We start from the raw sequence: 22,276 nt of genomic DNA, 5'->3' as shown, positions 1-22,276 counted from the left end.
TGGCGCGCATGCGCACGCTCGTCACGCCGCTCGTCCTCGTCGCGCTGTGCCTCGGTGCAGGGCCTGCGAACGCCACGGACGTCGAACGCATCCGGTTGCAGTCGACGGAGATCGTCGTCGAGATCACGCCGGCATTCGGCGGTCGTGTGCTGCATGCCGGGCGCGTCGATCGTCCCAACCTGATCAGGATCGGCGAACCCGTCGCGTCGCAGCCGACGCCAGCCGTCTCGGCGGACGCGGACGACATAGGCTATCTGGGGCATGACGTGTGGCTGGGGCCGCAGAGCGGCTGGTGGTCCGACCAGGACGCGAATCCATCGCGTCGCGCGGCGAAGGCGGTGTGGCCGCCGGACCCGTACCTGGCCTTCGCAGGGACGCGCGTGGTCGCGCGTTCGCCCGAGCGGCTGGTGCTGGAAGGCATCGACAGCCCCGTCACCGGGGTGCGGCTGCTGAAATCGTTCGCATTCGATCCGGCCGATCCGGCCACCCTCATCGTGACGGCGACCGCACGCAACATCCGTGGACGTCCCGTCGCGCGCGACCTGTGGTTCAACACGCGGACCTCTGCGGCGACGCGCGTCTACGTGCCGGTGGCCGATGCGCGTGACGTGCGTGTCGAAGGCGAGGACGGTGCGGTGCCTGTGTGGCGGATCGAGCGTGGCGTCTTCTCGTTCCAGCCCATGTCGCCGGATCTTCCGATGCGCCGCGGCAAGGTGTTCCTGCAGCCGTCGGCCGGCTGGATGGCGGGGTTCACCTACGGACAGGCCTTCGTGATCCGCTTCGACCACCAGCCGCGCGCCGCCATCCATCCCGAGCACGGCCAGGTCGAGCTGTATCTGGACCACGCCGACGACGTCCAGGCCGGCCTGCTGGAAATGGAAGTGCACGCGCCGTTCCGCATCCTCGCGGCCGGCGAGGCGATGCAGGCCCGGGAACGCTGGACCGTGCTGGCGTACGACGGACCCGAAACGCAGGATGCGCAGGTCGCGTTCCTGTGCGAACGCCTGGCGCTCTGCGGCGCGACCGACTGATCGTCGCGCATCAGCGCGATGCGTCGATGCCCTTGCCGGTCGCGGTCCACCACAGGCCGCCGTAGAGATGCGCCAGGTACGACGGGTCGTCGTACAGCGCCGGCGTGTGCCCCAGTGAGGTGACGAAGACGCGGCCGCCGTCGTAGGCGTGGTACCACGCGACGGGATGGTCCTTGCCCATGCCGCGCGCGGTCTGGCCAGGCCAGATGCGGGTCGGGTCGTAGCTGGTTTCGTCCACGCTGAGCACGGTGCGCAGGCCGCGCGTGACCGGGGCGTTGAACTCGTACCACTCGTCCGTCCACACCCAGCGCGACGGCAGGCCGAACGTCGCGGGGAACGCGGGATCCTCCACGCGTACGGTGGCGGTCTGCACCATCGGATGGATGCGGAACGTCCGCCCGATCAGGCGCTCGAACCAGGGCCAGTCGCCGGGCGGATTGAAGATCAGCGCGCGGTGCACGGCCATCACCCCGCCGCCGGCGCGCACATAGGCTTCCAGTTTGCCGCGCTGCTCGCCTTTCAGTTCGTCGCCTGGCGTGTTGAGCAGCACGATGGCGGCATAGGGCGACAGGTCGCCATCGAACGGTGTGCTGTTCCACGACCACGTCAGGTCGAAGCCATGCACCTGCGCCATCCGTTCGAACTGCGGCTTGGCGACCACGGCGTAGTCGTGGTGGTAGCGGTTGGGGATGGCGACCACCAGCACCTTGAACTGGCCCTGCGCGCACGCGGAGGAAGCCAGGGAGGCGAGGCAGAGGAGCGTCAGCAGCAGGAAGCGTTTCATCCCGCGATGCTAGCCCGCTCGCCTGTCGCCGGGTGCTGTCGCGCTATTCCGTTTTCAGCGGCGCCTATGCGGATATCGCCTAGGCCGTGCGCGTGGCCTGCATCGCCTTGCAGGCGCCCCACGCCAGCATCACCAGGCCGGCCGCGGAGACGACGCCGATCAGCATGCCGACGGCGCTGAACAGACCCATCATGCTGCTCACCGAGGCATAGCCGTCGGTGGCGCTGTTGATCACCCATGCCTGCCACACGCTCATCACGCCGCGCAGCAGGGTGGTCAGCAGCATCAGCGAAATGCCGGCCAGCGCCAGCTTGCGACCCGGCGCCGGCGGTGCCCACATCGCCAGCATTGCGGTGCCGGCCACGCAGGCCAGCAGTTCGGGCAGCTGGTAGCCGAGCATCGTCAGCAGTTGGGTGAAAAGTCCGTCCATGCATTTCCTCCAGGAATGTTTCGTCGCAGCCTAGCCTACTTGATGGCGCCGCTTCGCTTCACAGGGGCAAGAGGGTCAACCAGAGGAAACAACGCAGGCGGGGTGTATCTCCACTCGCGTCCAGGGCGAGCTTCTCGAGCTGCACATCGGCGACACGAAGGCCATGCTTGGCGAGATCCTGCCGATATCCGGTGACGATGCGCGAATCCGAAACCGCCTGCAGGAACGGGCGACGCAGCGCCAGCAACGCGGGATTGTCGTGGTTGCCGGAAGAGACAAGCGCTTCTTCAAGCTGCGATGGCGCCGAGGCGCGCAGGAGCAGGAAGAGCTCATGCTGGAAGTCGGCTTCCAGCATCCGTTCGTGCAGCACGAGGATATCCAGCTCAACACGGCTGGCGTCGGTCAGCGCGAGCAGTGCCTCATCAAGGCGCGGCGTGCCGACATCGGGTGCCGCGTCATAACGAAGGCTGGAGGTGGCCGGCAGGGCGGCCGACGGCGCGCGCACCTCGTGTATCCATCCCGCCTTGGCGTGCGGGGCCAGACCGAACATCAGGGCGACGCTTGAAGCGAGCCTGATGAGCATCGCGGTCAGTCCGCCGTCACCAGCACCTTGTCCTTGCCGCGCAGCGCGGCGTAGACGGCATCTGTTTCCGGTCGCACGCCATGCCATTGCTCGAAGGCTTCGGCGGCCTGCTCCACCAGCATGCCCAGCCCGTCCACGGCGTCGTGGCAGCCGGCAGCGCGCGCCCAGGCAAGGAACGGGATCGCCGCTTCGCCATAGTTGAGGTCGACCGCCAGCGTGCGTGGCGTGGCCAGCGTGAACGGCAGGGTGAACGCCCCCTGGTCCTGGCGTGCCGCCGAGGTCGCGTTGATGATCAGCGAGAAGTCACCGAGGTCGCGCAGGTCGTCCCAGTAGCGCGAGTGCGCGCGATCCGGTTCGCCCAGTGCATCGGCCAGCGCGTCGGCGCGGTCCGCCGTCCGGTTCACGATGATCAGTTCGCTGATGCCGGCGTCCAGCAGCGCGGGCGCCACGCCGCGCGCGGCGCCGCCGGCGCCGAGCAGCAGGCCGCGGCGTGCACGCAGGTCCAGCCCCTGGCGTCCCGTCAGATCGCGCACCAGCCCGGCGCCGTCCGTGTTGTCGCCATGCCACTGGCCGTCGTTGCGGGTCAGCGTGTTCACTGCGCCGGCACGCCGGGCGCGATCGCTCGCTTGCGCGCAGATCGCGAAGGCGGCTTCCTTCAATGGCAGGGTGACGTTGGCGCCCGCACCACCGTCGCCGGCGAAGCGGTCCAGCGTGGCGACGAAGTCGTGCGCCGCGGTGTCGATGGCCGTGTACTCCAGCGCGATGCCGACCTGCTGCGCGAAGGCGGCATGGATGCGGGGCGACAGCGAGTGGGCGACGGGGTGTCCGAAGACGGCGTAGCGATGGCTGGACATGGCGCGGAACCCCGTCGGAAAGAGTGAGTCGGATGCCGCAGCGAAGCGTCCGCACATGCGGATGCCCGCCACCGCCTTCGTCGCAGTCTACCGCGCGCCGGCGCCCGCTTGACAGGCGATGCACCGCGCTGCACTGTGCCGCCGCCGAAGGGGGTGTGCCAGGGAGCAAGGCGACAGGCGAGCGGGCTGGGGAGTCCGGCCGCCTTCCATCGAACTCTGCCACTGCGAGGACGCGCGTCGACCGGGAACGGAGCGACGCCGCGTCCATGCATGCGCGCCCGTCGGCGCTGCCATCCGTACCGCACCGATCCGCCCCGCCGGTACCGCAAGGACGCGGGGACGCCACCACCACCGAAAGGGGAGTTCACCATGAAGCCGTTGTTCCGCTACCTGCCGCTCGCGCTGGCGGCCTTTGCCCTGCATGCGCAGGCGCAGTCCGTCTCGCCCGCCTACGAGGCCTTCCGCAACAAGAGCGCCGCGCAGCCCGCGCCCACCCAGCCCGCGACGCCGGCGACCCAGCCGACTGCAGTCAGCCCCGCACCGCAGGCTCCGGCGCCCGCGCCGACCTATGCCGCGCCGGCGCCTTACGTTGCGCCTGCCACCGCCCCCGAAGATGAGGAGGATGGCGGCTTCTTCGTCGGCGTGCAGGCCGGCCAGGGTTGGATCTACGAAGACGTCGAACAGGACGCCGTGGCCGTGAGCGCCGGTTACCGCTGGCAGGCGGGTCCGTGGACGCAGGTCGGCGTGGAACTGTCGGGTGGCCGGCTGGACAGCACCGATTACCGTGGTGTCGAAGTGCCGAAGGCCACCTACAAGGCCATCGGTGCGAACGCCCGCTTCAACTTCGGCAACAGTCCGTGGTTCGCCACGGTGCGCGGCGGCTACTTCGACGCCAAGCAGGACGGATACTACGGTGAGCTCTCGACCGATGGCGGCTATGCGGGCGTGGCGATCGGTGTGGATATCAACCGCCACTTCAACATCCACCTGGGTTACACCGGTTTCGTCTACGCAGACGACTACAACGACTGCTATTACGACGATGACGACTATTGCGATTTCAGTCGTGCCGACACGGTGATGCTGGGCATCGAAGCCCGCTTCTGATGCAGGAACGAGAACGGGAGCCGACAGGCTCCCGTTCTCGTTGTGGTGCCGGCTTCTCCGGTCAGTCCGCCGGACGCCCCAGTTGCCGCACATAGACGTGCTGCGTCTTGGCCAGCGCGAAGCCGGCCGAGGGATAGAACGCATGCGCTTCCGGCCGCACGATGTTGGAGCGGACGAAGACATCGCCGCCGCCCCGCCCACGGATCCAGTCGCAGGCGGCATCCACCAGTTGCTGACCCAGGCCGAGGCGTCGCGCCCGTGGATCGACGATCAACGCCGTGATCTCGGCGCGGTGACCGAACTCGATCATCAGCCGCCACTCTGCGGCGACCATGCCCAGCAGGTCGCCACCATCGTCACGAGAGGCGGCGACCATCACCGCATGCGTGGGCGAACCCAGCAGGCTGGCCAGTCGCTGCGCCATGCCATCGCCGTCCACCGGATAGGCGAGCAGCGTGCACAGGCGCGCCAGTTCGTCCGCATCGTCATGCCGCGCATCGCGGATGACGACGGCCGTCATCTCAGCCGCTCCGCAGCCAGCGTGCCGCATCCAGCGCGAAGTAGGTCAGCACGCCGTCGGCGCCGGCGCGCTTGAACGCGGTCAGCGCTTCCAGCGCGCAGGCCTTCTCGTCCAGCCAGCCGTTCGCCGACGCGGCCTTGATCATCGCGTATTCGCCGCTCACCTGGTATGCGAACGTCGGCACGCCGAATTCGTCCTTCACCCGGCGGATCACGTCCAGGTACGGCAGGCCCGGCTTGACCATCACCATGTCGGCGCCTTCCTCCAGGTCCAGCGCGATCTCGTGCAGCGCTTCGTTCGAGTTCGCCGGATCCATCTGGTAGGTGAACTTGTTGCCCTTGCCGAGGTTGCCGGCGCTGCCCACCGCGCTGCGGAACGGGCCGTAGAACGCGCTGGCGTACTTGGCGGCGTACGACATGATGCGGGTGTTGATGTAGCCGGCATTCTCCAGTGCGGCGCGGATCGCGCCGATGCGGCCATCCATCATGTCGCTGGGCGAGAGGATGTCGACGCCCGCGGCGGCGTGAGCCAGCGACTGCTTCACCAGCGCCTCGATGGTCTCGTCGTTGAGGATGTAGCCGGTGTCGTCGATCAGGCCGTCCTGGCCGTGCGTGGTGTATGGATCCAATGCCTGGTCGCTCATCACGCCGAGTTCCGGGAAGCGCGCCTTCAGCGCACGGATCGCGCGCGGGATGATGCCGTCCTCGTCCCAGGCGATGCGGCCGTCGGCGGTCTTCGCCGCAGGATCGGGCACGCCGAACAGGTCCAGCACCGGCACGCCGAGTTCCAGCGCTTCTTCGCCCACGCGCAGCAGTTCGTCGATCGACAGGCGCTCCACGCCGGGCATCGACGCCACCGGCGCGCGACCCTTTTCCTCGTGCACGAATACAGGGTAGATCAGGTCGTTGGTGGTCAGCACGTGCTCGCGCATCAGGCGACGGGAGAAGTCGTCGCGGCGCATGCGGCGGGGGCGGATGTGGGGATAGGCCATCACGGGCTCCTGGCAGAGCGGCGAATGATACGCCGGTGGCCCGAGGGGCGGCCTGCGACAGGCGGTCGCAGCGTGGAACGCTGCGTCCGCGCCGGGATCAGATGAAGCCGCCGCCCAGCGACAGGCGGATGATGCCCACCACGATGACGATGCCGTTGAGCACCAGCCCCGCCTTGGCGCGACCGCGGTTTTCGGTGCGCGTGAACAGGATGCCGATGGCGGCGATGATCGCGCCGACGGCGGCGAACGGGATCAGGAACCAGTTGCCCCATCCGAGCAGCGGAATCAGGGCCAGCACCATCCACAGCATCGCCACGATGCCCCACAGCAGACTGATCAGTCCCATCGAACATCCTCCGCGATACGGCGCGCGACGCGGCGCCTCATGGAACCACTATGCGGACGTCCGGCAGGTGCTTCAAGCCACCACGCCGTGCATACCCTCGATCTCCACCAGCAATTCGCGCCGGCAGACGTCGGCATGCAGCATCAACCAGGGCACCCGCGTGCCGAGGCGCGCTTCCAGCTGCGCGGCGACCGCGTCGGCGTCGACGGCGTCGCTCACATAGACCTTCAGGCGCGAACTGGCGTCCATGTGCGGCGTCAGCGTCGGCGCATGCTCGCGCGCGGCGCCGAGCAGGCTGTCCAGGTTGGTCAGCGTTTCGTCCAGCTGCGCGCGCAACGAATCGGCGTGCTGCGACGCGTGGCCGACGATGCTGGCCGTGCCCGAGAGCAGCAGCGGCACGCGTGGCGAAGGCGGCAGCAGGGCACGCGCGAAGCTGGGCGATTGCGGGCCGTATTCGCGCGGGTAGCGGTAGGCGCTGACCTGGCGCGGATTTTCCAGCGGCAGGCCGGGTTCGCGCGCGGCCAGCCAGTACACCTGCAGCACGCGGCGTCCGTCGCGGCCTTTCGCGCCGATCGCGGTCGCGGCGGGCAGTACGCGGGTGTCGACGTCGCCGAGGCCCTGCACGCGGCCGACACAGAATTGCCGGTAGCGCTCGCCGTCGCCGTCGCCTTCGGTGATCGCGTCGAAGTAGTTCCAGATCCGCAGCAGGTGCGGATACCCGCTGTCGCGCCAGAAGGCCGCCATGGCCGCATAGGCATGCGCACTGGCATGCAGGATGCCGCCCTCGGATTCCTCCCACTCCACCACGCCGAACATCAGCGTCCCGTCGTGGCTGTAGCGCACCGCGCCGTCGCGGCCCGTCGTCACCGGTCCGGTCGCACGCCACACCTCGTAGGGTGCGGCGGCTTCACGCAGCGGCGACAGCGGCACGCGCAGGTAGCGCGGATCGTCGATCGCGGCCGTGGCGGGTGCCAGTGCGCCGAAGCCGAACACGGCCAGGGTTTCCGGCAGGCCCAGCAACGCCTGCGGCGTCGGGGCATGGATGTAGTCGACGGCCAGCCGCTGCGGTGCGGGTGGGTGGTCGGGGGCGAAGCTCATCGTGCAGGAAACGGGAACATGGTCTGGACGAAATGATAACCCGCCCACCCCGTCACGCCGGTCGCCCGCGGGCTGTGCCAACATTCAGGCCGTCCGGCGGAAGATCGCCGCAGGTCACCGGGAGAAGCCGTCATGACGTTCCGCATCGCCCCCGTCTTGGTCGCCGCACTGCTTGCCGCAGGCTGTGCCAGCAGTTCTAAGGTCATGCTGGGCCAGGCGCGCCCCGCGCTCGATCCCGCGCAGGTGCAGGTCTATCGCACGGCACCCGCCGGGTCGCTGGAGATCGCGCAGCTCGAGTCCAAGAGCGCGGTCGGCTTCGGCACCCAGGGCCAGACCGACGCCGCGGTGGCCCGCCTCAAGCGCGAAGCCGCCGCCCTCGGCGCCAACGGCATCGTGCTGCTGGGCGTGGGTTCCAGCGGCTCGCCGGTGGGTATGTCGGTGGGCGCGGGCAGCTACGGACGCCACTCGGGCGGCGGCCTCAGCATGGGCATCCCCACCACGCAGAAGCAGGCGGCCGGTGTGGCGATCTACGTGCCGCCGGGTACGCCGGTGGATCCGACCATCGTGGTGCCCGAGTCCGCGCCGGCGACGAAGAATCCCTGACCTGCGTCACCGGCCCTCCGGCCGGGTGGCGTTCGCGCGTGATCGCAGGCAGCATCGGGTCCGGAACGGACACCGATGGGGAGCGGCATGCGACACGCGCGCATTGCGGTATGGGGCTGGCTGTTGGGGATGGCGGGATGGTCCTTCGCGGCGCAAGCGGCGGATCCAACGGTCGACGCCGACTTTTCTTATGGCGGGTTGCAGCTGGAATTCGCAGCGCCCATGCGGGTCTGGGACAACCAGGTCCAGCGCGATGCCGTACGCACGACGCCCGCGCTGCCGCTGGCCTGCCACTGGAACGATGACGTCCTGCTGCTGTGCGCGATCGAGCCGCCCGCTGCGCCCCGCCCCGCCACCCGGTATCGCATCGAACTCGCTCCCGGCCTGTTGACCCAGCAGGGCAAGGCGATCCCGGCGCAGGTGCTGCATGTCGAAACCGAACGTCCGGCCCTGAGTGCCTACGTGGAAGGATGGGACGACGGCATGCCGCGTTTCAGCGTCACCGCGAACATGGCAATGACGGTTGCCGACGTGCAGGCGGTACTGCGCGTCAGGGTCGGCGAACGCGATGTGCCCTATTCGATCGACCGTCTTCCGCGATTCCGCTACGACGGCGGAGTGCACCGCTTCCAGGTCCGGCTGTCGGGCGAAGTCGCAGCCGACGCGCGTGTGAACCTGCACGTGGCGCCAGGGCTGCGGAGCGAGGCAGGCGACCTGCGGGGAACCCAGAACGAAATGCTGCTGAGCGCGCTCCCCAACGAATCCTTCCGCGTGCGCCAGCTGTCGTGCCGGCAGCGCGACGAGGTGCGCACGCTCGAGGGTCCGGTCGCGCATGCGGCGCTCGCGTGCCTGCCGGGTGAGCCGGTCCAGGTGGTGTTGTCCCGGATGCCGGATGCCGCATCACGGGAGCGGTTCGCGGCACGCCTGCCTGCCGGCGTGACCGTGACGCGCTGGCATGAAGGCAGCCCCTACTACGTGAGAGGGCGTGGCCGGTACGAGGCACTCGCGCCGGGAGCGATCGCGCAGTTGACCGTCGCCCCTGCCAACACGCGGCTCTCGCTGGCGTGGCAGGACATGACCACGACGGAGGGCGCTTCGCTGGTTCCGCTCACCCTCGACGTGCGCACCACCGATGCGCAGCCCAGTCTGAAGGCGTCGGGCGAGCGTGTCCTGCTCGATGCACGTGCGCTGCCGGCGTCGCGGCTGGAAGGCATCAACGCGACGGGTACGCCGTTGCACGTCACCGCACTCGGCACGGCGTTGCAGGCGGATGACGCACGCGTGCCGGCCGCAGCTTCCAACACCCGCGTCGCGGTGACCTCGCCGGTCGACGACCTCGCCTTGCGCGAAGGAGGATGGACGCGCTGGGAGGTCCAGTCCGCCGACGCCCGGCGCTCGCCCTACCTGCGTCGTCAGGCCGGGGTGGAGTTCGCCGCACCCGCGTTCGATCTGGTCGCGTTGACCGGCGAGCGCGAGGTGATCGCCTGGGCGCAGGCATGGTCGGAGGACGGGGGGATCGCTGGCGCACGCGTGGAGCTTCTGCTGCAGGGGTCACCTGAAGCGTCGGTGCGCACGCTGGCGGAAGCCCGCACCGATCGGGATGGCGTCGCGCGGCTTGCGCTGCCGGTGGGCCATGTCCTGCCCGATGCCTTGGATGGCGAGTACCCGCGCTGGTGGCTGCGTGCGACGCGCGGCAACGGCGCGCGGGCCGAGCGCGCGGTATTGCCGCTCGGTGCGAGCCAGCGCTACGGCTTGAGGCTGGGCGCCTCGGCGCGCCGTCACCTGTGGGGTGTCAGCGACCGTCCGCTGTACACCGCCGGTGCGACGGTGCAGTACCAACTGTGGCAACGCGAACGCGTCGCTGGCCGGCTGCAGCGCATCGCGCAGCCGGCGCCGCTCGAGCTGGCCCTGGTCGCGATGGAGGAGTCGAAGACCGTCCTGCGATGGCAGGCCACGCCGGATGCCCAGGGCGTCATCCATGCCAAACTGGCATTGCCCGTACACCTGACCGACGGCACGTACTGCATCGGACTGCCCGATGCCGATGAAGAGAACGGCGCCTGCTTCTTCGTCGGCACCTATCGCGCGCAGGACCTGTGGGCGCGTACGGATACCGAGGAACGTGTGTTGCGCGAGGGCGATACGTTCGCGTTCGAGGTCGAGGCGGGTTACTACTCCGGTGGCCCGGCGGCCGGCATGCCGCTCGAACGGGTCAGCACGTTGCTGACCGGCCTGCCGCTGGGCGAGGCGTATCCACGCTATGCCGACTACACCTTCGTCGATGTCGTGTCCGGCGCGGGACGCGGCGGCGTGACGCTGGCGCCGCCCGCCACGCGTGTCCGCACCGATGCCGATGGCAAGGCACGGGTTTCGCTGCCGGTGGCGTTCCCGGGAGGAAGCGAGCCGCATCTCGAGCCACCTGCCTTCGGCATGCTGCAGGCGGTGGTGGAGATCAAGCCCAGCGAACGCGAAGGCACCGTCAGCAACGCCGCCAAGGCACGCTACGCCCGGCACGCGCGCTACGTGGGCCTGCGTAGCGAGCCGTACTGGTGGGATGCGGACACGCCTCTCCACCTGCAGGCAGTCGTCATAGACGCGGACGGCAACGGCATCGATGCCGCGCCCGTCGAAGTGCAGGTCGATTACCTGGGGCAGGACTGGAGAGCATCCGAGGACGCCGTGGGCGAGCGTGTGGCGACCTGCGCGCTGATCGCAGGACAGCGCTCCACGTGCGACGTACCCCGTACACGCAGCGGCCGTTATCGCCTGTTGGCCCGCAGCGGCGATGCCGCGCCCGCAACGATGACGCAGTACGTCTGGGCCGGCGATGCCGTCGCCGCCGCATCGCGCGAGATCAGCCTGGTGACGGGACGTGGCGAGCCGCTTCCCGGCGGACCGGTCAACGTGGTGCTGACGCAACCGCAATCGCGGGCGACCGCGCTGTTCGTGTTCCGCCAGCATGGCGCGCTGGTTGGCCACCACGTGGCCGAGGTACGTGCCGGCACGCAGGAGATCGCATTGCGCTTGCCGCCCAACACGCAGGGACCGCTCAGCATCGGCGTGCACATCCGCGACCGCGATGATGCCGTCGACGCGGCGCCCGGCTATCGCGCGCCGTTGCCGCTGCGCAGTGCCAGTGTCGACGTCACCGTCGCCCGTCCGAAAGCCGCGCCGGCCGTGAGCGTGTCGCTGCGGGCGGACGATGCGCGTCCCGGGCAACCGGCGCGGTTGGTGCTGACCAATACCGGCGATCGGCCGCGGCAGGTCGCCGTGGCGGTAACCGATGACGCCCTGCGTGCGATGGCGGGGCAGTGGCTGGCGTATGCGGATCCTCTCGGCACCCACTGGCTGGGGCGTGAGCAGGAATATGGATCTTCGTGGCCAATAGGCTTTTACCAATGGCGCAGCAATGGCTGGACATGGGCACTGCCGTGGCCGCGCACAGAAGCTGAAAGCAGTGAAGCGCCACCGCCCGGCACGTCATCACTGCCTCCACCGCCCGAAGCGCCTCCCGTGGACGTTTGGGAGCCGCGGCCGTCCGACATCGTCACCCCGCCTTCGCCGTCGGCACCCCCTGCGCCACCGCCACCCCCCGCGCCGGCCGTTGCGCTCGATCGAATGGGCGGATTTGCTGAAACCGGCAATGCCACGCTCGACAGGATCGAAGTCACCGGTTCGCGCATCGATCCGGCCGATATCTTTCAGGCCGGTGAGCGTCCGGCGACGGATGTGCGACCGCGCGAGCAGGGCAGCGCGCAGTCGCCGCTGGCGCGCGTGCGCACGCGCTTCGCCGATACGGCGTTCTGGCAGGCCGGCATCGTGCTCGCGCCGGGAGAGTCGCGCAGTTTCGAGGTGGCGTTGCCCGACAATCTCACGCGCTGGCGCGCGGTCGCATGGAGCGGAGATGCCGATGACGGGTTCGAGCAGGTCGACGCTGCACTGGAAGTCGGCCTGCCTGTGGAAGCGCGGCTGCAGGTGCCGGTGCGCCTTTATCCGGGCGACCGGGCGCGGCTCGCCGCGCACCTGCGGCAGTCGGGTGATGTCGCGCTCCCGGTGCAGGCGCGCATCGCACTGCAGGGCAACGGCGTCGCACAGGCCGATGCCGGGGAGCACGCGCTGACGCTGGCCGCCCGCGGCCAGACCGGCATCGCGACCACTATCCAGCCCTCTGCGGTGGGGGCGTTGCAGGTTGTGGCGTCGGTGGAGGCCGCGACCGGACGGGACGCCATCGCCGCACCGGTCGAGGTGGCCTCGCCGCTGGTCGCCGCGCGCCGCGTGCAGGCCGGCTGGCTGGACGACGCACCGGTCGTGCTGAAGATGCCGGCGCTGCCTACCGACGCCCGCGATCCCCGTCTGGCGGTGGAGGCCAGCCGTGGCGGCGCAGGACTGGTCGAGCGCTGGACGCGCGACCTGCATGCCTATCCGCACCGGTGCTGGGAACAGATCCTCAGCCGTGCGGTGGGCGCGGCGCTGGCCACCGAACGTGGCGATACCGCCGCCTGGCCGGACGCCGCCGCGGTGGTGCAGGAAGCGCTGGACAACGCGGCCGTCTTCCAGGACGAGGACGGGGGCATGCGCTTCTTCGCCGACGAGGCCGGCATGGACGACGGCGGTTTCGGCACGCGCGGCCAGGTTGCACTGACTGCGTACACGCTGCAGGCCTTCGCATGGCTGCGCCAACGCGGATATGCCGTGCCGGAGCAGGTGGCGCGTGGGGCGCACGACTTCCTCGACCGTCAACGCCTGCCCGCACCGGAAGACGAGGCCCCGCGTCGCCGGATCGCGGCCCCCGTTGGCGCGGATGCCGCAACGCAGCTCGAGTACGACGCTGCCGAAGCCGCAGCGGCGGCGGCCGCCGCCGCGGATGCCGCCGCCAGGGCGGCCGATGCGACCGTGGCGCGATCCCGCGGCCTCGTGCCCGGGGACCACAACGACACCGCGCTCGCCGTCGCGGCCGTGCGCACCGACCGGACCAGCGTGGACGGTCTGTGGCGGGTCTGGGGCGGGCTCGCGTTGCCGGCGCGCATCGCCGGCCTGCGTGCGCTGGCCGCCGCGCAACATCCTGCGACGCCCGACGCACTGGCATCGGTGCTGGCGCACTTCCCGGCGCGTGGCCTTGCCCGGCAGATCGACCGCGACGACGGCTGGGCGCGCTGGATGGGCTCGCGCCTGCGCGAGCAGTGCGCGCTGCTCGGCGTCCTCAACGACCATCCCGCGCTCGCCGACAGGCAGGTGCGCGATGGGCTGCTGCGGGGACTGGTGGACCTGTACGCCGGCGGCGCAGCCAGTGTCGACACCCAGACCGGTGCGTACTGCCTGGTGGCCCTGGATGGCGCGACGGCATCAGAGCCGGCACATCCCGCCACCGTGCAGGCGGCCGTCGCCGGACAGCGGACCACGCTGTCGCTGTCGGTGGGCGAGGTACGGGCGCGCTGGGCCGTGCCGCAGGACGCGGTGGACGACGCCACGCTGACGCTCGCCCAGGCGCCGGGCCAGCGCGCCTGGCTGGGCTATGTGGCCGAGGTCGATTACCACGAGGACGCTGCGCGCGCGCAGGCGTCCGCCGTCGGTCTGTCGCTCGCCCGACGCTACGAGGTCCTGCGTGCCGGCGCCTGGCAGGCACTGGGTACGCATCCCGTGCAGGAAGGCGACTGGATCCGCGTGACCCTGACGGTGCAGACCACCTCGGCACGGCATTTCGTGGCGTTGACCGATGACGTGCCCGGCGGCCTGCGGCCGACCGATCTCGCACTGTCCGCCGTGGCCGGGCTCGACCTCAAGCAGGTGTCCTCGATCGGCAGCCCGGTGTTCCGGACACGCCGGTTGGACCCGCGTGCGCCGAAGTTCTACGCCGAATACCTGCCGGCGGGGCGGCACGACGTGCACTATTTCGCGCGGGTGGCGAACGCGGGCGATTACCTGGCCGCGCCCGCCAAGGCGGAGTTGATGTACGGCAACGCCAGCCACGCACGCACGGCGTCGGATCGCCTTGCCGTCGTACCGTCGCCTTCACCGTGAACCGGACGCACGGTGGCCCTTGGGCCGCCGTGCGCGGGGCGCTGCGGCTTCAGCGATCGGTGGCGGGCGAGGATGCGTCCGTCAGCACGATCCGCTCGCCGCCCTCGACGTTCACCGCCAACGTCTCGTAGCGCCACTCCCCGGCCTTCTTCTCCGCCACCACGTACAGCGTGCCGTCCGCACGCGCACCGTCCAGCGGAATCGCCAGGTCGGCTTCGCCGCTGGCGCCATCGACGCCGATATTGCCCTGCACGAACCAGCCGGCGCGGATCGGCTCCCCGAGTGCGGCCACCACCGCGGGATCGGCCTGGGCACGCGTGATGGCGTGCTGGTAAGGCGTCGAGGATTTGAGGGCGCCGAAGATCAGCGCCACGATGCCGAACACGAACGCGGCGAACAGCGCCAACAGCAGCGCCGCCAGCACAGGCACGAACCACTTCCAGTTGCGTTGCCACCAGTTGGGTTGAGCGGGGACATGCGTCGACATCGCGGTGCTCCTGGTGGGTGCGGAATCAGGGCGTCAGGCAGCGGGCGAAGAAATCCTCGGTCAGCCGGTAACGGTGCAGCAGGTCGCTGCCGCGCAGGCCGTGCTTGGCGCCCGGGTAGGTCATCAGCTCGAACGGCGTGCCACGCTTCTGCAGGTCACTCATCAGCTTGGTCGAGTTGGTGAACAGCACGTTGTCGTCGGCCATGCCGTGGATCAGCAACAGCTTGGAGCGCAGGCCGTCCAAGTGGGTGAACACGCTGGCTTCGCGGTAACCCGCTTCATTCGCCTTGGGAAGGTCCATGTAGCGCTCGGTGTAGTGGGTGTCGTACAGCGCCCAGTCGGTGACCGGTGCGCCTGACACGCCACAGGCATAGGCCTCGCTGTGCTTGGCCAGCAGCATCAGCGTCATGTAGCCGCCGTTGGACCAGCCGTGCACGCCGATGCGTGCCGGATCGACGAAGGATTGCGACTTCAGCCACGCCACGCCACGCAGCTGGTCGTCGACTTCCACCGTGCCCTGCTTGCCGTACAGCACACCGCCGAAGGCCGCGCCACGGCGCGGCGTGCCGCGGTTGTCGAGCGAGAACACGACGTAGCCCTGCTGCGCCAGGTACTGGTTGAAGAAGGCATCGCTGCGGCCGGGCCAGGCGCGGGTGACGGTCTGCGCGGCGGGGCCGCCGTAGACGAATACCACGACGGGATACTTCTTCTTCGGGTCGAAGCCGGCCGGCTTGATCAGGCTGTAGTGCAGCGGCGTGGTGCCGTCGGCGGCGGTCAGCGTGCCGAAGGTGGTCGGCTGGTGCGCGGCGAGGTACTTGGCATAAGGATGCCCGGCGTCGGCGGCGTCGTTCTTGAGCAGCGTCGCCAGCTTCGTGCCATCGGCCTTGAACAGTTCGATCTGCGGCAGCACGGTGTCGCTGGACCAGCTGTCGACGAAGACGCTGGCGTTGCGGGCGAAGCTGGTGGCATGCACGCCAGCGGCTTGCGTCAGACGGCGCGGCTCGCCACCGGACAGCGGAACGGCATAGACATGGGTTTCGGTCGCACCGTCGCGCGTGCCGCTGACGTAGGCCAGCCCCGCACCTTCATCGATCGCCAACACGCCATCGACCACCCATTCGCCCTGCGTCAGCAGCGTCACCGTCTTGCCGTCTTCCGACGCGACATACAAGTGCTCGAAACCGCTGCGCTCCGACGACCACAGGAAGCGTCCGTCCTTCAGGAAGCGCAGGTCGTTGTGCAGCGGTACCCACGTCTTCGAGCTTTCGGTCACCAGCGTGCGCTGCTTGCCGGTGGCCAGCGTGGTTTCGATCAGCTCGAGCGTCTTCTGGTCGCGCGACTGGCGCTGGAAGGTCAGGCGCTGCGGGTCGCGCCAGTCCACACGGGCCAGGTAGATGTCCTTTTCGGCGCCGAGTTCGATCCAGCGCGGCTTCGCGCCCGCCTTCGGCGCAATCACGCCTAGCTGCACCAGCACGTTGGCGTCGCCGGCGGCCGGATAGCGCTGCTCGATCACTTCGGTGCGGTCGGGATAGACCTCGTAGCGCTTCTGGATCGGCACCGGCGTTTCGTCGATGCGCGCGAAGGCGATGGCCGAATCGTCCGGGGCCCACCAGTAGCCGGTGTGGCGGTCCATTTCCTCGTCGGCGACGAACTCGGCCACCCCGTTGCCGATGGTGTCGCTGCCGTCACGGGTCAGCTGCGTTTCCTTGCCGTCGGCAAGGGCGATGACCCAGAGGTTGCGGTCACGGATGAAGCTGACGAAGCCGCCCTTCGGCGAGATCTTCGGGTCGGTGGCGAAACCGCCGCCGTTCGTGAGTTTGCGTACCGCGTCCTTGCCGGATTTGGCGAGGTCGTAGAAGTACAGCTCGCCACCGAGCGGGAACAGCAGCGCCTTGCCGTCGGGCGACCACTGGTAATCGACGATGCCCGACAGCGCCGCGATGCGCTGGCGCTCGCGGCGTGCCTTCTCCTCGTCGCTCAGTACTTCGTCGCCCGGCAACACCACCGACGAGTCCACCAGCAGGCGGGTCTGCCCGCTGGCGATGTCGTATTCCCACAGATCCAGCCGGTTGCGGTCGCTGTCCTTGCCGCGCAGGAAGGTCACCCGCGACCCGTCCGGTGCCACCTGCGGCCTGGTCAGCGTGGGGCCGGTCAGCGGCGCGCTGCCGGTGATGGCTTCCAGCGTGAGTTTTTCGGCGTGGGCGGGCAGGGCGGTGGCGAGGGTCATCAGGGCGAACAGGGCAAGGCGCATCGGATTTCTCGGGCGGCGGGGCCGGTCAGCCCCGGATTATGCCCGCGAACGCCCGGACGGGTTCCTCAGGCCTTCGGACCACCCTGGCCGAACAGGAGCTTGCGCTCCTCATCGGTCAACGGCTTGCCGGCATCGGGATTCACCTGCGACTTCAGCGCATACGCGCGCTGCACGGCTGGGCGCGCGGCGATGGCAGCCTGCCAGCGCTGCAGGTGCGGATACGGCGCAAGGTCCAGCGGCGCCTTGTCGTAGGCGTTGATCCACGGATGGATCGCCATGTCGGCGATGCTGTAATCGTCGCCGGCAACGAACGCATGCTTCGCCAGCTGCGTGTCCAGCACGCCGAGCAGGCGCTGCACTTCGCGGGTATAGCGGTCGATGGCGTAGGGGATCTTTTCTGGCGCATACACGGTGAAGTGGCCGTACTGCCCGCTCATCGGGCCCAGGCCCCCCATCTGCCACATCAGCCACTGGTTCACGGCCACTTTCTGGCGCGTGTCGGTACCGAAGAAGCGGCCGGCCTTGTTGGCCAAATACAGCAGGATGGCGCCGGACTCGAACACGCTGATCGGCTCGCCGCCGTCGGCGGGGGCGTGGTCGATGATGGCCGGCATCTTGTTGTTGGGCGAGAAGGCGAGGTACTCCGGCTTGAACTGGTCGCCCTTGCCGATGTTCACCGGGACGATGCGGTAGTCGAGCTTCGCGCCCGCTTCCGCCAGTTCTTCCAGCAGCAGCGTGATCTTGTGGCCGTTGGGGGTGGGCCAGTAATAGAGGTCGATCATGGCGGTTTCCGCAGGAGGGGGAGGCCTGCGAGTCTAGCGGTCGGGACAGACTTGGCAGCGTCAAATCCGGCCGGTACCCTGCGCCATCCTTGGAAATGACTGTTCCCCCATGACGCCGCCGCCCAGCCACCGCCCTGCTTTCCTGCCCAACCTGATCTTCGCGTCGCGCTGGCTGCAGCTGCCGCTCTACCTGGGCCTGATCGTGGCGCAGTGCGTCTACGTGTTCCTGTTCGGCAAGGAGCTGTGGCATCTGATCCATCGCGCGCCGGGACTTGGCGAGCAGGAGATCATGCTCATCGTGCTGGGCCTGATCGACGTGGTGATGATCTCCAACCTGCTGGTCATGGTGATCGTCGGCGGTTACGAGACCTTCGTGTCGCGCCTGCGCCTGGAAGGCCATCCCGACCAGCCCGAGTGGTTGAGCCACGTCAACGCCTCCGTGCTGAAGGTGAAGCTGGCGATGGCGATCATCGGCATCTCGTCCATCCATCTGCTGAAGACCTTCATCGCCGCCGGCGCCCTGAACGGCTTGCCGTTCTGCTCGCCCGCGCAGCTTGCACAGATGAAGGCCGAGATGGCGATCACCAGCACGCAGTGCACCCAGCTGACGCCGGACGGCGTGCTGTGGCAGACGATCATCCACTGCGTCTTCATCCTGTCCGCCATCGGCATCGCGTGGACAGACAAGCTGATGAATGGCGGTGTCCCCGCGAAGCACGCCGCACACTGATCCGTGTCGGCCGAACCCCTTATCCGCGACGCGAACGAGGGCGACTACGCCGCCATCGTCGCGCTGAACACGGCCGAGGTCCGGCACACCAGCCCGATGGATGAGGACAGGCTGCGCCAGCTGGCGTCCCTGTCCGCCTACCACCGCGTGGCGACGCTGGATGGTCGCGTGGTGGCCTTCCTGCTGGCGATGCGGGCCGGCGCGGACTACCGCAACGACAACTTCGGCTGGTTTGCCGAGCGCCACCCGGACTTCCTGTATGTGGACCGCATCGTCGTCGATGCGTCCGTACAGGGGCATCGGCTGGGCTCGCGCCTGTATGCGGACCTGTTCGCCTTCGCCCGTGAACAAGGCATCCCGCGCATCACCTGCGAGTTCAACGTGGTGCCGCCGAACGAGCCCTCGCGCCTGTTCCATGCGCGGCATGGCTTCGCCGAAGCCGGCCGGCAGTGGCTTGATGGCGGGCGCAAGCAGGTGTCCATGCAGGTCGCCGAGCTCGCCTGAACGCACCGCGTCTCAGGGCGTGGGCCGCTACAGGCCGTAAAATGGGCGGATGGATGTTTCCTACCTGCTCGACGATCTGAATCCCGCCCAGCGCGACGCCGTTTCCGCCGAACCCGGGCATTACCTGGTCCTGGCCGGCGCCGGTTCCGGCAAGACCCGCGTGCTGACCCACCGCATCGCCTGGCTCAACGAAGTCCACGGCGTGCCCACCCACGGCATCCTCGCGGTGACCTTCACCAACAAGGCCGCCGGCGAGATGCGCGCCCGTGCCGATACGCAGCTGCGCAACGGCTCCCGCGGCATGTGGATCGGCACGTTCCATGGCCTGGCGCACCGCCTGCTGCGCCTGCACTGGCAGGAGGCGAAACTGCCGGAGACGTTCCAGGTGCTGGACAGCGACGACCAGCAGCGGCTGGTCAAGCGCGTGGTACAGGCGATGGAGCTGGACGAAGGCAAGTACCCGCCCAAGCAGCTCACCTGGTGGATCAACGAGCAGAAGGACGAAGGCCGCCGGCCCGACCACATCCAGCCGGCGCCGAATGACGACTGGCTGGACGTGCGCCGGCAGGTCTATGCCGGTTACCAGGAGCGCTGCGACCGCGCCGGCCTGGTCGATTTCGCCGAGTTGCTGCTGCGTGCGCATGAGCTGCTGCGCGATACGCCGGCGCTGCTGGCGCACTACCGCACACGCTTCCGGCAGATCCTGGTGGACGAGTTCCAGGACACCAATGCCATCCAGTACGCCTTCATCCGTGTGCTGGCGGGCGACACCGGGCATGTCTTCGTGGTGGGCGACGACGACCAGAGCATCTACGGCTGGCGCGGCGCGAAGGTCGAGAACATGCAGCAGTTCCTGCGCGACTATCCGTCGGCACGGACCATCCGGCTGGAACAGAACTACCGGTCCAGCGCCAACATCCTGGGCGCCGCCAACGCGGTGATCGCGCACAACCCCGCACGCATCGGCAAGCAGTTGTGGACCGACACCGGCGACGGCGAGCCGATCGACCTGTACGCCGCCTACAACGAGATGGACGAAGCGCGCTTCGTCGTCGAACGCATCCGCCAGTGGGTGCGCGACGGCGGCAGCCTGGGCGATGCCGCCATCCTCTACCGCAGCAACGCACAGTCCCGCGCCTTCGAAGAAGCCTTGCTGTCCGAACAGGTGCCGTACCGCGTCTACGGTGGCATGCGCTTCTTCGAGCGCGCCGAGATCAAGGATGCGCTGGCCTACCTGCGCCTGATGGCGAACCGCGCCGACGACGCCGCGTTCGAGCGCGTGGTCAACACGCCCACGCGCGGCATCGGCGAACGCACGCTGGACGAAGTCCGCCGGCTGGCCCGCGGCACACGCGTCTCGCTGTGGGGTGCGGCATCGTTGGCGGCGCAGGGCAGCGAGTTGGCGGGACGTGCGCGCAACGCATTGGCGGTCTTCGCTGCGTTGGTGGACCAGCTTGCGGAAGAAACCGCCGAGATGACGCTGGCCGAGCGCGTCGACCATGTGCTCGCCCGCTCCGGCCTGCGCGAGCACTGGGCGCGCGAAAGCCGCGGTGGTCTCGACTCAGAGTCGCGCACCGAGAACCTCGACGAACTGGTATCGGTCGCCTCGCGCTTCGTGCGCCGCGAAGACATCGCGGCCGAAGAGGATGGCCAGGAAGGCATGAGCGAACTGGTCGCCTTCCTGTCCTATGCCGCGCTGGAGGCCGGTGAAGGCCAGGTCGAGGCCGGTGAGGACGGCGTGCAGCTGATGACGCTGCATTCGGCCAAGGGGCTGGAGTTCCCGCTGGTGTTCCTGGCGGGCCTGGAAGAGGGGCTGTTCCCCAGTAACCGTTCGCTGGACGAAAGCGGGCGACTGGAAGAGGAGCGCCGTCTCGCCTACGTGGGCATCACCCGCGCGCGCGCGAAGCTGGTGCTCAGCTACGCCGAGGCGCGTCGCCTGCACGGGCAGGACATGTACGGCATCCCGTCGCGCTTCCTGCGCGAGATTCCGGCCAATCTGCTCAATGAAGTGCGTCCGCGGGTGCAGGTCAGCCGGCCGGCCTCCGGCTTCGCCACCCGCGTGACGCCGGGTCACGCGAGCCTGGAAACGCCGGGCCTCAAGCTGGGCCAGACCGTCACCCATGCGAAGTTCGGTCATGGCGTGGTCACGGATTACGAGGGCAGTGGCGCGCATGCGCGTGTGCAGGTCAACTTCGACAGCGAAGGCAGCAAGTGGCTGGTACTGGCGTACGCGAACCTTCAGGCGGTGTAGTCGTCGCGATTGATCCAGATCACGGCGTCCTACGCCGGCAGCGCGTGTAATGCCCTCATCCCATCACCATGAGGTGCGGCATGTACCGGCATATCCTGATCGCGACCGATGGCTCGGAAAGGGCCGGAAAGGGCGTTGCGCAAGGCTTCGCGCTGGCCCGGCAGCTACAGGCGAAGACGACCGTGCTGACGGTCAGTGAGCCCATCAATACCGGCTTCGACGATGCTTTGGGCTGGAGTGCGGTCGCGACTTCGTTGCCGGATTTCCAGAACGCGCGTGACGAAGCGGCGCGCAAGGTGCTCGACGGCGTCACCGCGCAGGCGCAACACGCGGGTGTGGAACCCCAGCTGCTGCATGTCGCCGACCGCTACGCGGCGGAGGCGATTGTCGATACCGCCGAGCAGCAGGGCTGCGATCTGATCGTCATGGCCTCGCACGGACGGCGCGCGCTCGGCCGCCTGCTGCTGGGCAGCCAGACCAGCGAGGTGCTGGCCCGCTGCGGCGTGCCGGTGCTGGTGATCCGCTGAGCGCGGGGTCTCACCAGCCGTAGAGCTTCCAGTACACCGGCGAGATGTCGCTGTTGTCCTTGCTCTTGTCCAGGCGACCGTCGCCGTCGGAATCGTAGAGGTAGTAGGGCGCGCCACGCGCCGGCGTGACCTTGACCATGCGCAGGTTGCCCGCCACGCGGTATTCCTCGATCGTGTCGCCGTTCTTCTCCGTGCGCACCGCCACCTGGGCGTTGGCCAGATCCACGTCGGCGGGGTTGCTGCCGCCGGTCGAGGCGCAGCCGGCCACGGCCAACAGGCAGGACAACGGCAGGGCAAGGGTCGTCATGCGGTTCATCGTGGCGTCCGGTCGGGGGAGTGACGGGTCGATTATGCGCCGAATGCGGGCAAGCGCGCGTGA

The 22,276-nt window shown here is 68.9% G+C and carries 20 protein-coding genes and 1 pseudogene; 9 read left to right on the top strand and 12 right to left on the bottom strand.

Annotated elements, in window-relative coordinates:
* Positions 1–8: 8 nt before the first annotated feature.
* Positions 9–1,031 carry a DUF4380 domain-containing protein gene (locus IB230_RS16395; protein WP_192273844.1) on the top strand — a complete coding sequence of 341 codons (1,023 nt, stop codon included), beginning with the start codon at positions 9–11 and terminating at the stop codon, positions 1,029–1,031.
* A 10-nt stretch (positions 1,032–1,041) separates the two neighbouring features.
* On the opposite strand, the gene IB230_RS16390 is transcribed toward IB230_RS16395, so the two are convergent.
* From IB230_RS16390 to aroE, 4 genes are all read right to left on the bottom strand, one after another.
* Entirely contained in the window at positions 1,042–1,815 is a 774-nt protein-coding gene (locus IB230_RS16390; RefSeq protein ID WP_192273843.1) for a ThuA domain-containing protein, read from the bottom strand.
* Between the two features lie 79 nt (positions 1,816–1,894).
* Positions 1,895–2,245, bottom strand: a complete 351-nt coding sequence (locus tag IB230_RS16385) for a hypothetical protein (protein ID WP_192273842.1) — start codon at positions 2,243–2,245, stop codon at positions 1,895–1,897.
* A 58-nt stretch (positions 2,246–2,303) separates the two neighbouring features.
* Positions 2,304–2,828, bottom strand: a complete 525-nt coding sequence (locus IB230_RS16380) for a hypothetical protein (RefSeq protein WP_192273841.1) — start codon at positions 2,826–2,828, stop codon at positions 2,304–2,306.
* Positions 2,829–2,833: 5 nt separating this feature from the next.
* Positions 2,834–3,682, bottom strand: a complete 849-nt coding sequence (gene aroE / locus IB230_RS16375) for a shikimate dehydrogenase (RefSeq protein WP_192273840.1) — start codon at positions 3,680–3,682, stop codon at positions 2,834–2,836.
* Positions 3,683–4,051: 369 nt separating this feature from the next.
* Between aroE and IB230_RS16370 the strand changes: the two genes are divergently transcribed.
* Entirely contained in the window at positions 4,052–4,789 is a 738-nt protein-coding gene (locus IB230_RS16370; RefSeq protein ID WP_192273839.1) for an outer membrane beta-barrel protein, read from the top strand.
* A 61-nt stretch (positions 4,790–4,850) separates the two neighbouring features.
* Here IB230_RS16370 and IB230_RS16365 read toward each other — a convergent pair whose 3' ends face one another.
* The 4 genes from IB230_RS16365 to IB230_RS16350 all read right to left on the bottom strand — a co-directional run bounded on the left by IB230_RS16365 (position 4,851) and on the right by IB230_RS16350 (position 7,744).
* Positions 4,851–5,309, bottom strand: coding sequence for an N-acetyltransferase (locus IB230_RS16365; RefSeq protein ID WP_192273838.1), 459 nt, complete (start codon positions 5,307–5,309; stop codon positions 4,851–4,853).
* Position 5,310: 1 nt separating this feature from the next.
* Positions 5,311–6,300 carry a porphobilinogen synthase gene (gene hemB / locus IB230_RS16360; RefSeq protein ID WP_192273837.1) on the bottom strand — a complete coding sequence of 330 codons (990 nt, stop codon included), beginning with the start codon at positions 6,298–6,300 and terminating at the stop codon, positions 5,311–5,313.
* Between the two features lie 97 nt (positions 6,301–6,397).
* Positions 6,398–6,646 carry a hypothetical protein gene (locus IB230_RS16355; protein WP_162338986.1) on the bottom strand — a complete coding sequence of 83 codons (249 nt, stop codon included), beginning with the start codon at positions 6,644–6,646 and terminating at the stop codon, positions 6,398–6,400.
* Positions 6,647–6,718: 72 nt separating this feature from the next.
* The gene (locus IB230_RS16350; protein ID WP_192273836.1) at positions 6,719–7,744 is read right to left on the bottom strand and encodes a pteridine-dependent deoxygenase; all 1,026 of its coding nucleotides are present in this window, start codon (positions 7,742–7,744) and stop codon (positions 6,719–6,721) included.
* 132 nt (positions 7,745–7,876) lie between these two features.
* Here IB230_RS16350 and IB230_RS16345 point away from each other — a divergent pair, with 132 nt between their 5' ends.
* The 3 genes and pseudogenes from IB230_RS16345 to IB230_RS19785 all read left to right on the top strand — a co-directional run bounded on the left by IB230_RS16345 (position 7,877) and on the right by IB230_RS19785 (position 14,365).
* Positions 7,877–8,347, top strand: a complete 471-nt coding sequence (locus IB230_RS16345; protein WP_192273835.1) for a hypothetical protein — start codon at positions 7,877–7,879, stop codon at positions 8,345–8,347.
* A 3,468-nt stretch (positions 8,348–11,815) separates the two neighbouring features.
* Positions 11,816–11,932: pseudogene (locus tag IB230_RS19790) on the top strand (energy transducer TonB); the annotation flags it as partial.
* Between the two features lie 33 nt (positions 11,933–11,965).
* Positions 11,966–14,365 carry an alpha-2-macroglobulin family protein gene (locus tag IB230_RS19785; RefSeq protein ID WP_225589640.1) on the top strand — a complete coding sequence of 800 codons (2,400 nt, stop codon included), beginning with the start codon at positions 11,966–11,968 and terminating at the stop codon, positions 14,363–14,365.
* A 49-nt stretch (positions 14,366–14,414) separates the two neighbouring features.
* Here IB230_RS19785 and IB230_RS16335 read toward each other — a convergent pair whose 3' ends face one another.
* From IB230_RS16335 to IB230_RS16325, 3 genes are all read right to left on the bottom strand, one after another.
* Positions 14,415–14,852 carry a cytochrome c oxidase assembly factor Coa1 family protein gene (locus tag IB230_RS16335; protein ID WP_192273833.1) on the bottom strand — a complete coding sequence of 146 codons (438 nt, stop codon included), beginning with the start codon at positions 14,850–14,852 and terminating at the stop codon, positions 14,415–14,417.
* A 25-nt stretch (positions 14,853–14,877) separates the two neighbouring features.
* The gene (locus IB230_RS16330; protein WP_192273832.1) at positions 14,878–17,103 is read right to left on the bottom strand and encodes a S9 family peptidase; all 2,226 of its coding nucleotides are present in this window, start codon (positions 17,101–17,103) and stop codon (positions 14,878–14,880) included.
* A 65-nt stretch (positions 17,104–17,168) separates the two neighbouring features.
* Positions 17,169–17,885: a glutathione binding-like protein gene (locus tag IB230_RS16325; protein WP_192273831.1), complete on the bottom strand. Its 717-nt coding sequence runs from the start codon at positions 17,883–17,885 to the stop codon at positions 17,169–17,171.
* 109 nt (positions 17,886–17,994) lie between these two features.
* Here IB230_RS16325 and IB230_RS16320 point away from each other — a divergent pair, with 109 nt between their 5' ends.
* From IB230_RS16320 to IB230_RS16305, 4 genes are all read left to right on the top strand, one after another.
* Positions 17,995–18,615: a TIGR00645 family protein gene (locus IB230_RS16320; RefSeq protein ID WP_192273830.1), complete on the top strand. Its 621-nt coding sequence runs from the start codon at positions 17,995–17,997 to the stop codon at positions 18,613–18,615.
* Positions 18,616–18,618: 3 nt separating this feature from the next.
* Positions 18,619–19,119, top strand: a complete 501-nt coding sequence (locus IB230_RS16315; RefSeq protein WP_343227337.1) for a GNAT family N-acetyltransferase — start codon at positions 18,619–18,621, stop codon at positions 19,117–19,119.
* Between the two features lie 49 nt (positions 19,120–19,168).
* Positions 19,169–21,370 carry a DNA helicase II gene (gene uvrD, locus IB230_RS16310; protein WP_192273829.1) on the top strand — a complete coding sequence of 734 codons (2,202 nt, stop codon included), beginning with the start codon at positions 19,169–19,171 and terminating at the stop codon, positions 21,368–21,370.
* Between the two features lie 80 nt (positions 21,371–21,450).
* Positions 21,451–21,897: a universal stress protein gene (locus IB230_RS16305; RefSeq protein ID WP_192273828.1), complete on the top strand. Its 447-nt coding sequence runs from the start codon at positions 21,451–21,453 to the stop codon at positions 21,895–21,897.
* Between the two features lie 10 nt (positions 21,898–21,907).
* Here the strand turns inward: IB230_RS16305 and IB230_RS16300 are convergent, their stop codons facing one another.
* On the bottom strand, positions 21,908–22,204 hold the full coding sequence (locus IB230_RS16300; protein ID WP_192273827.1) for a DUF2782 domain-containing protein: 297 nt from the start codon (positions 22,202–22,204) through the stop codon (positions 21,908–21,910).
* Positions 22,205–22,276: the final 72 nt, after the last annotated feature.

It is taken from the genome of Pseudoxanthomonas sp. PXM01 (assembly GCF_014851815.1).
In the GTDB taxonomy this organism is placed as follows: Bacteria; Pseudomonadota; Gammaproteobacteria; order Xanthomonadales; family Xanthomonadaceae; genus Pseudoxanthomonas_A.
The sequence above is the reverse complement of the archived record's forward strand: the minus strand, read 5'-3'. Positions and strand labels throughout refer to the sequence as shown.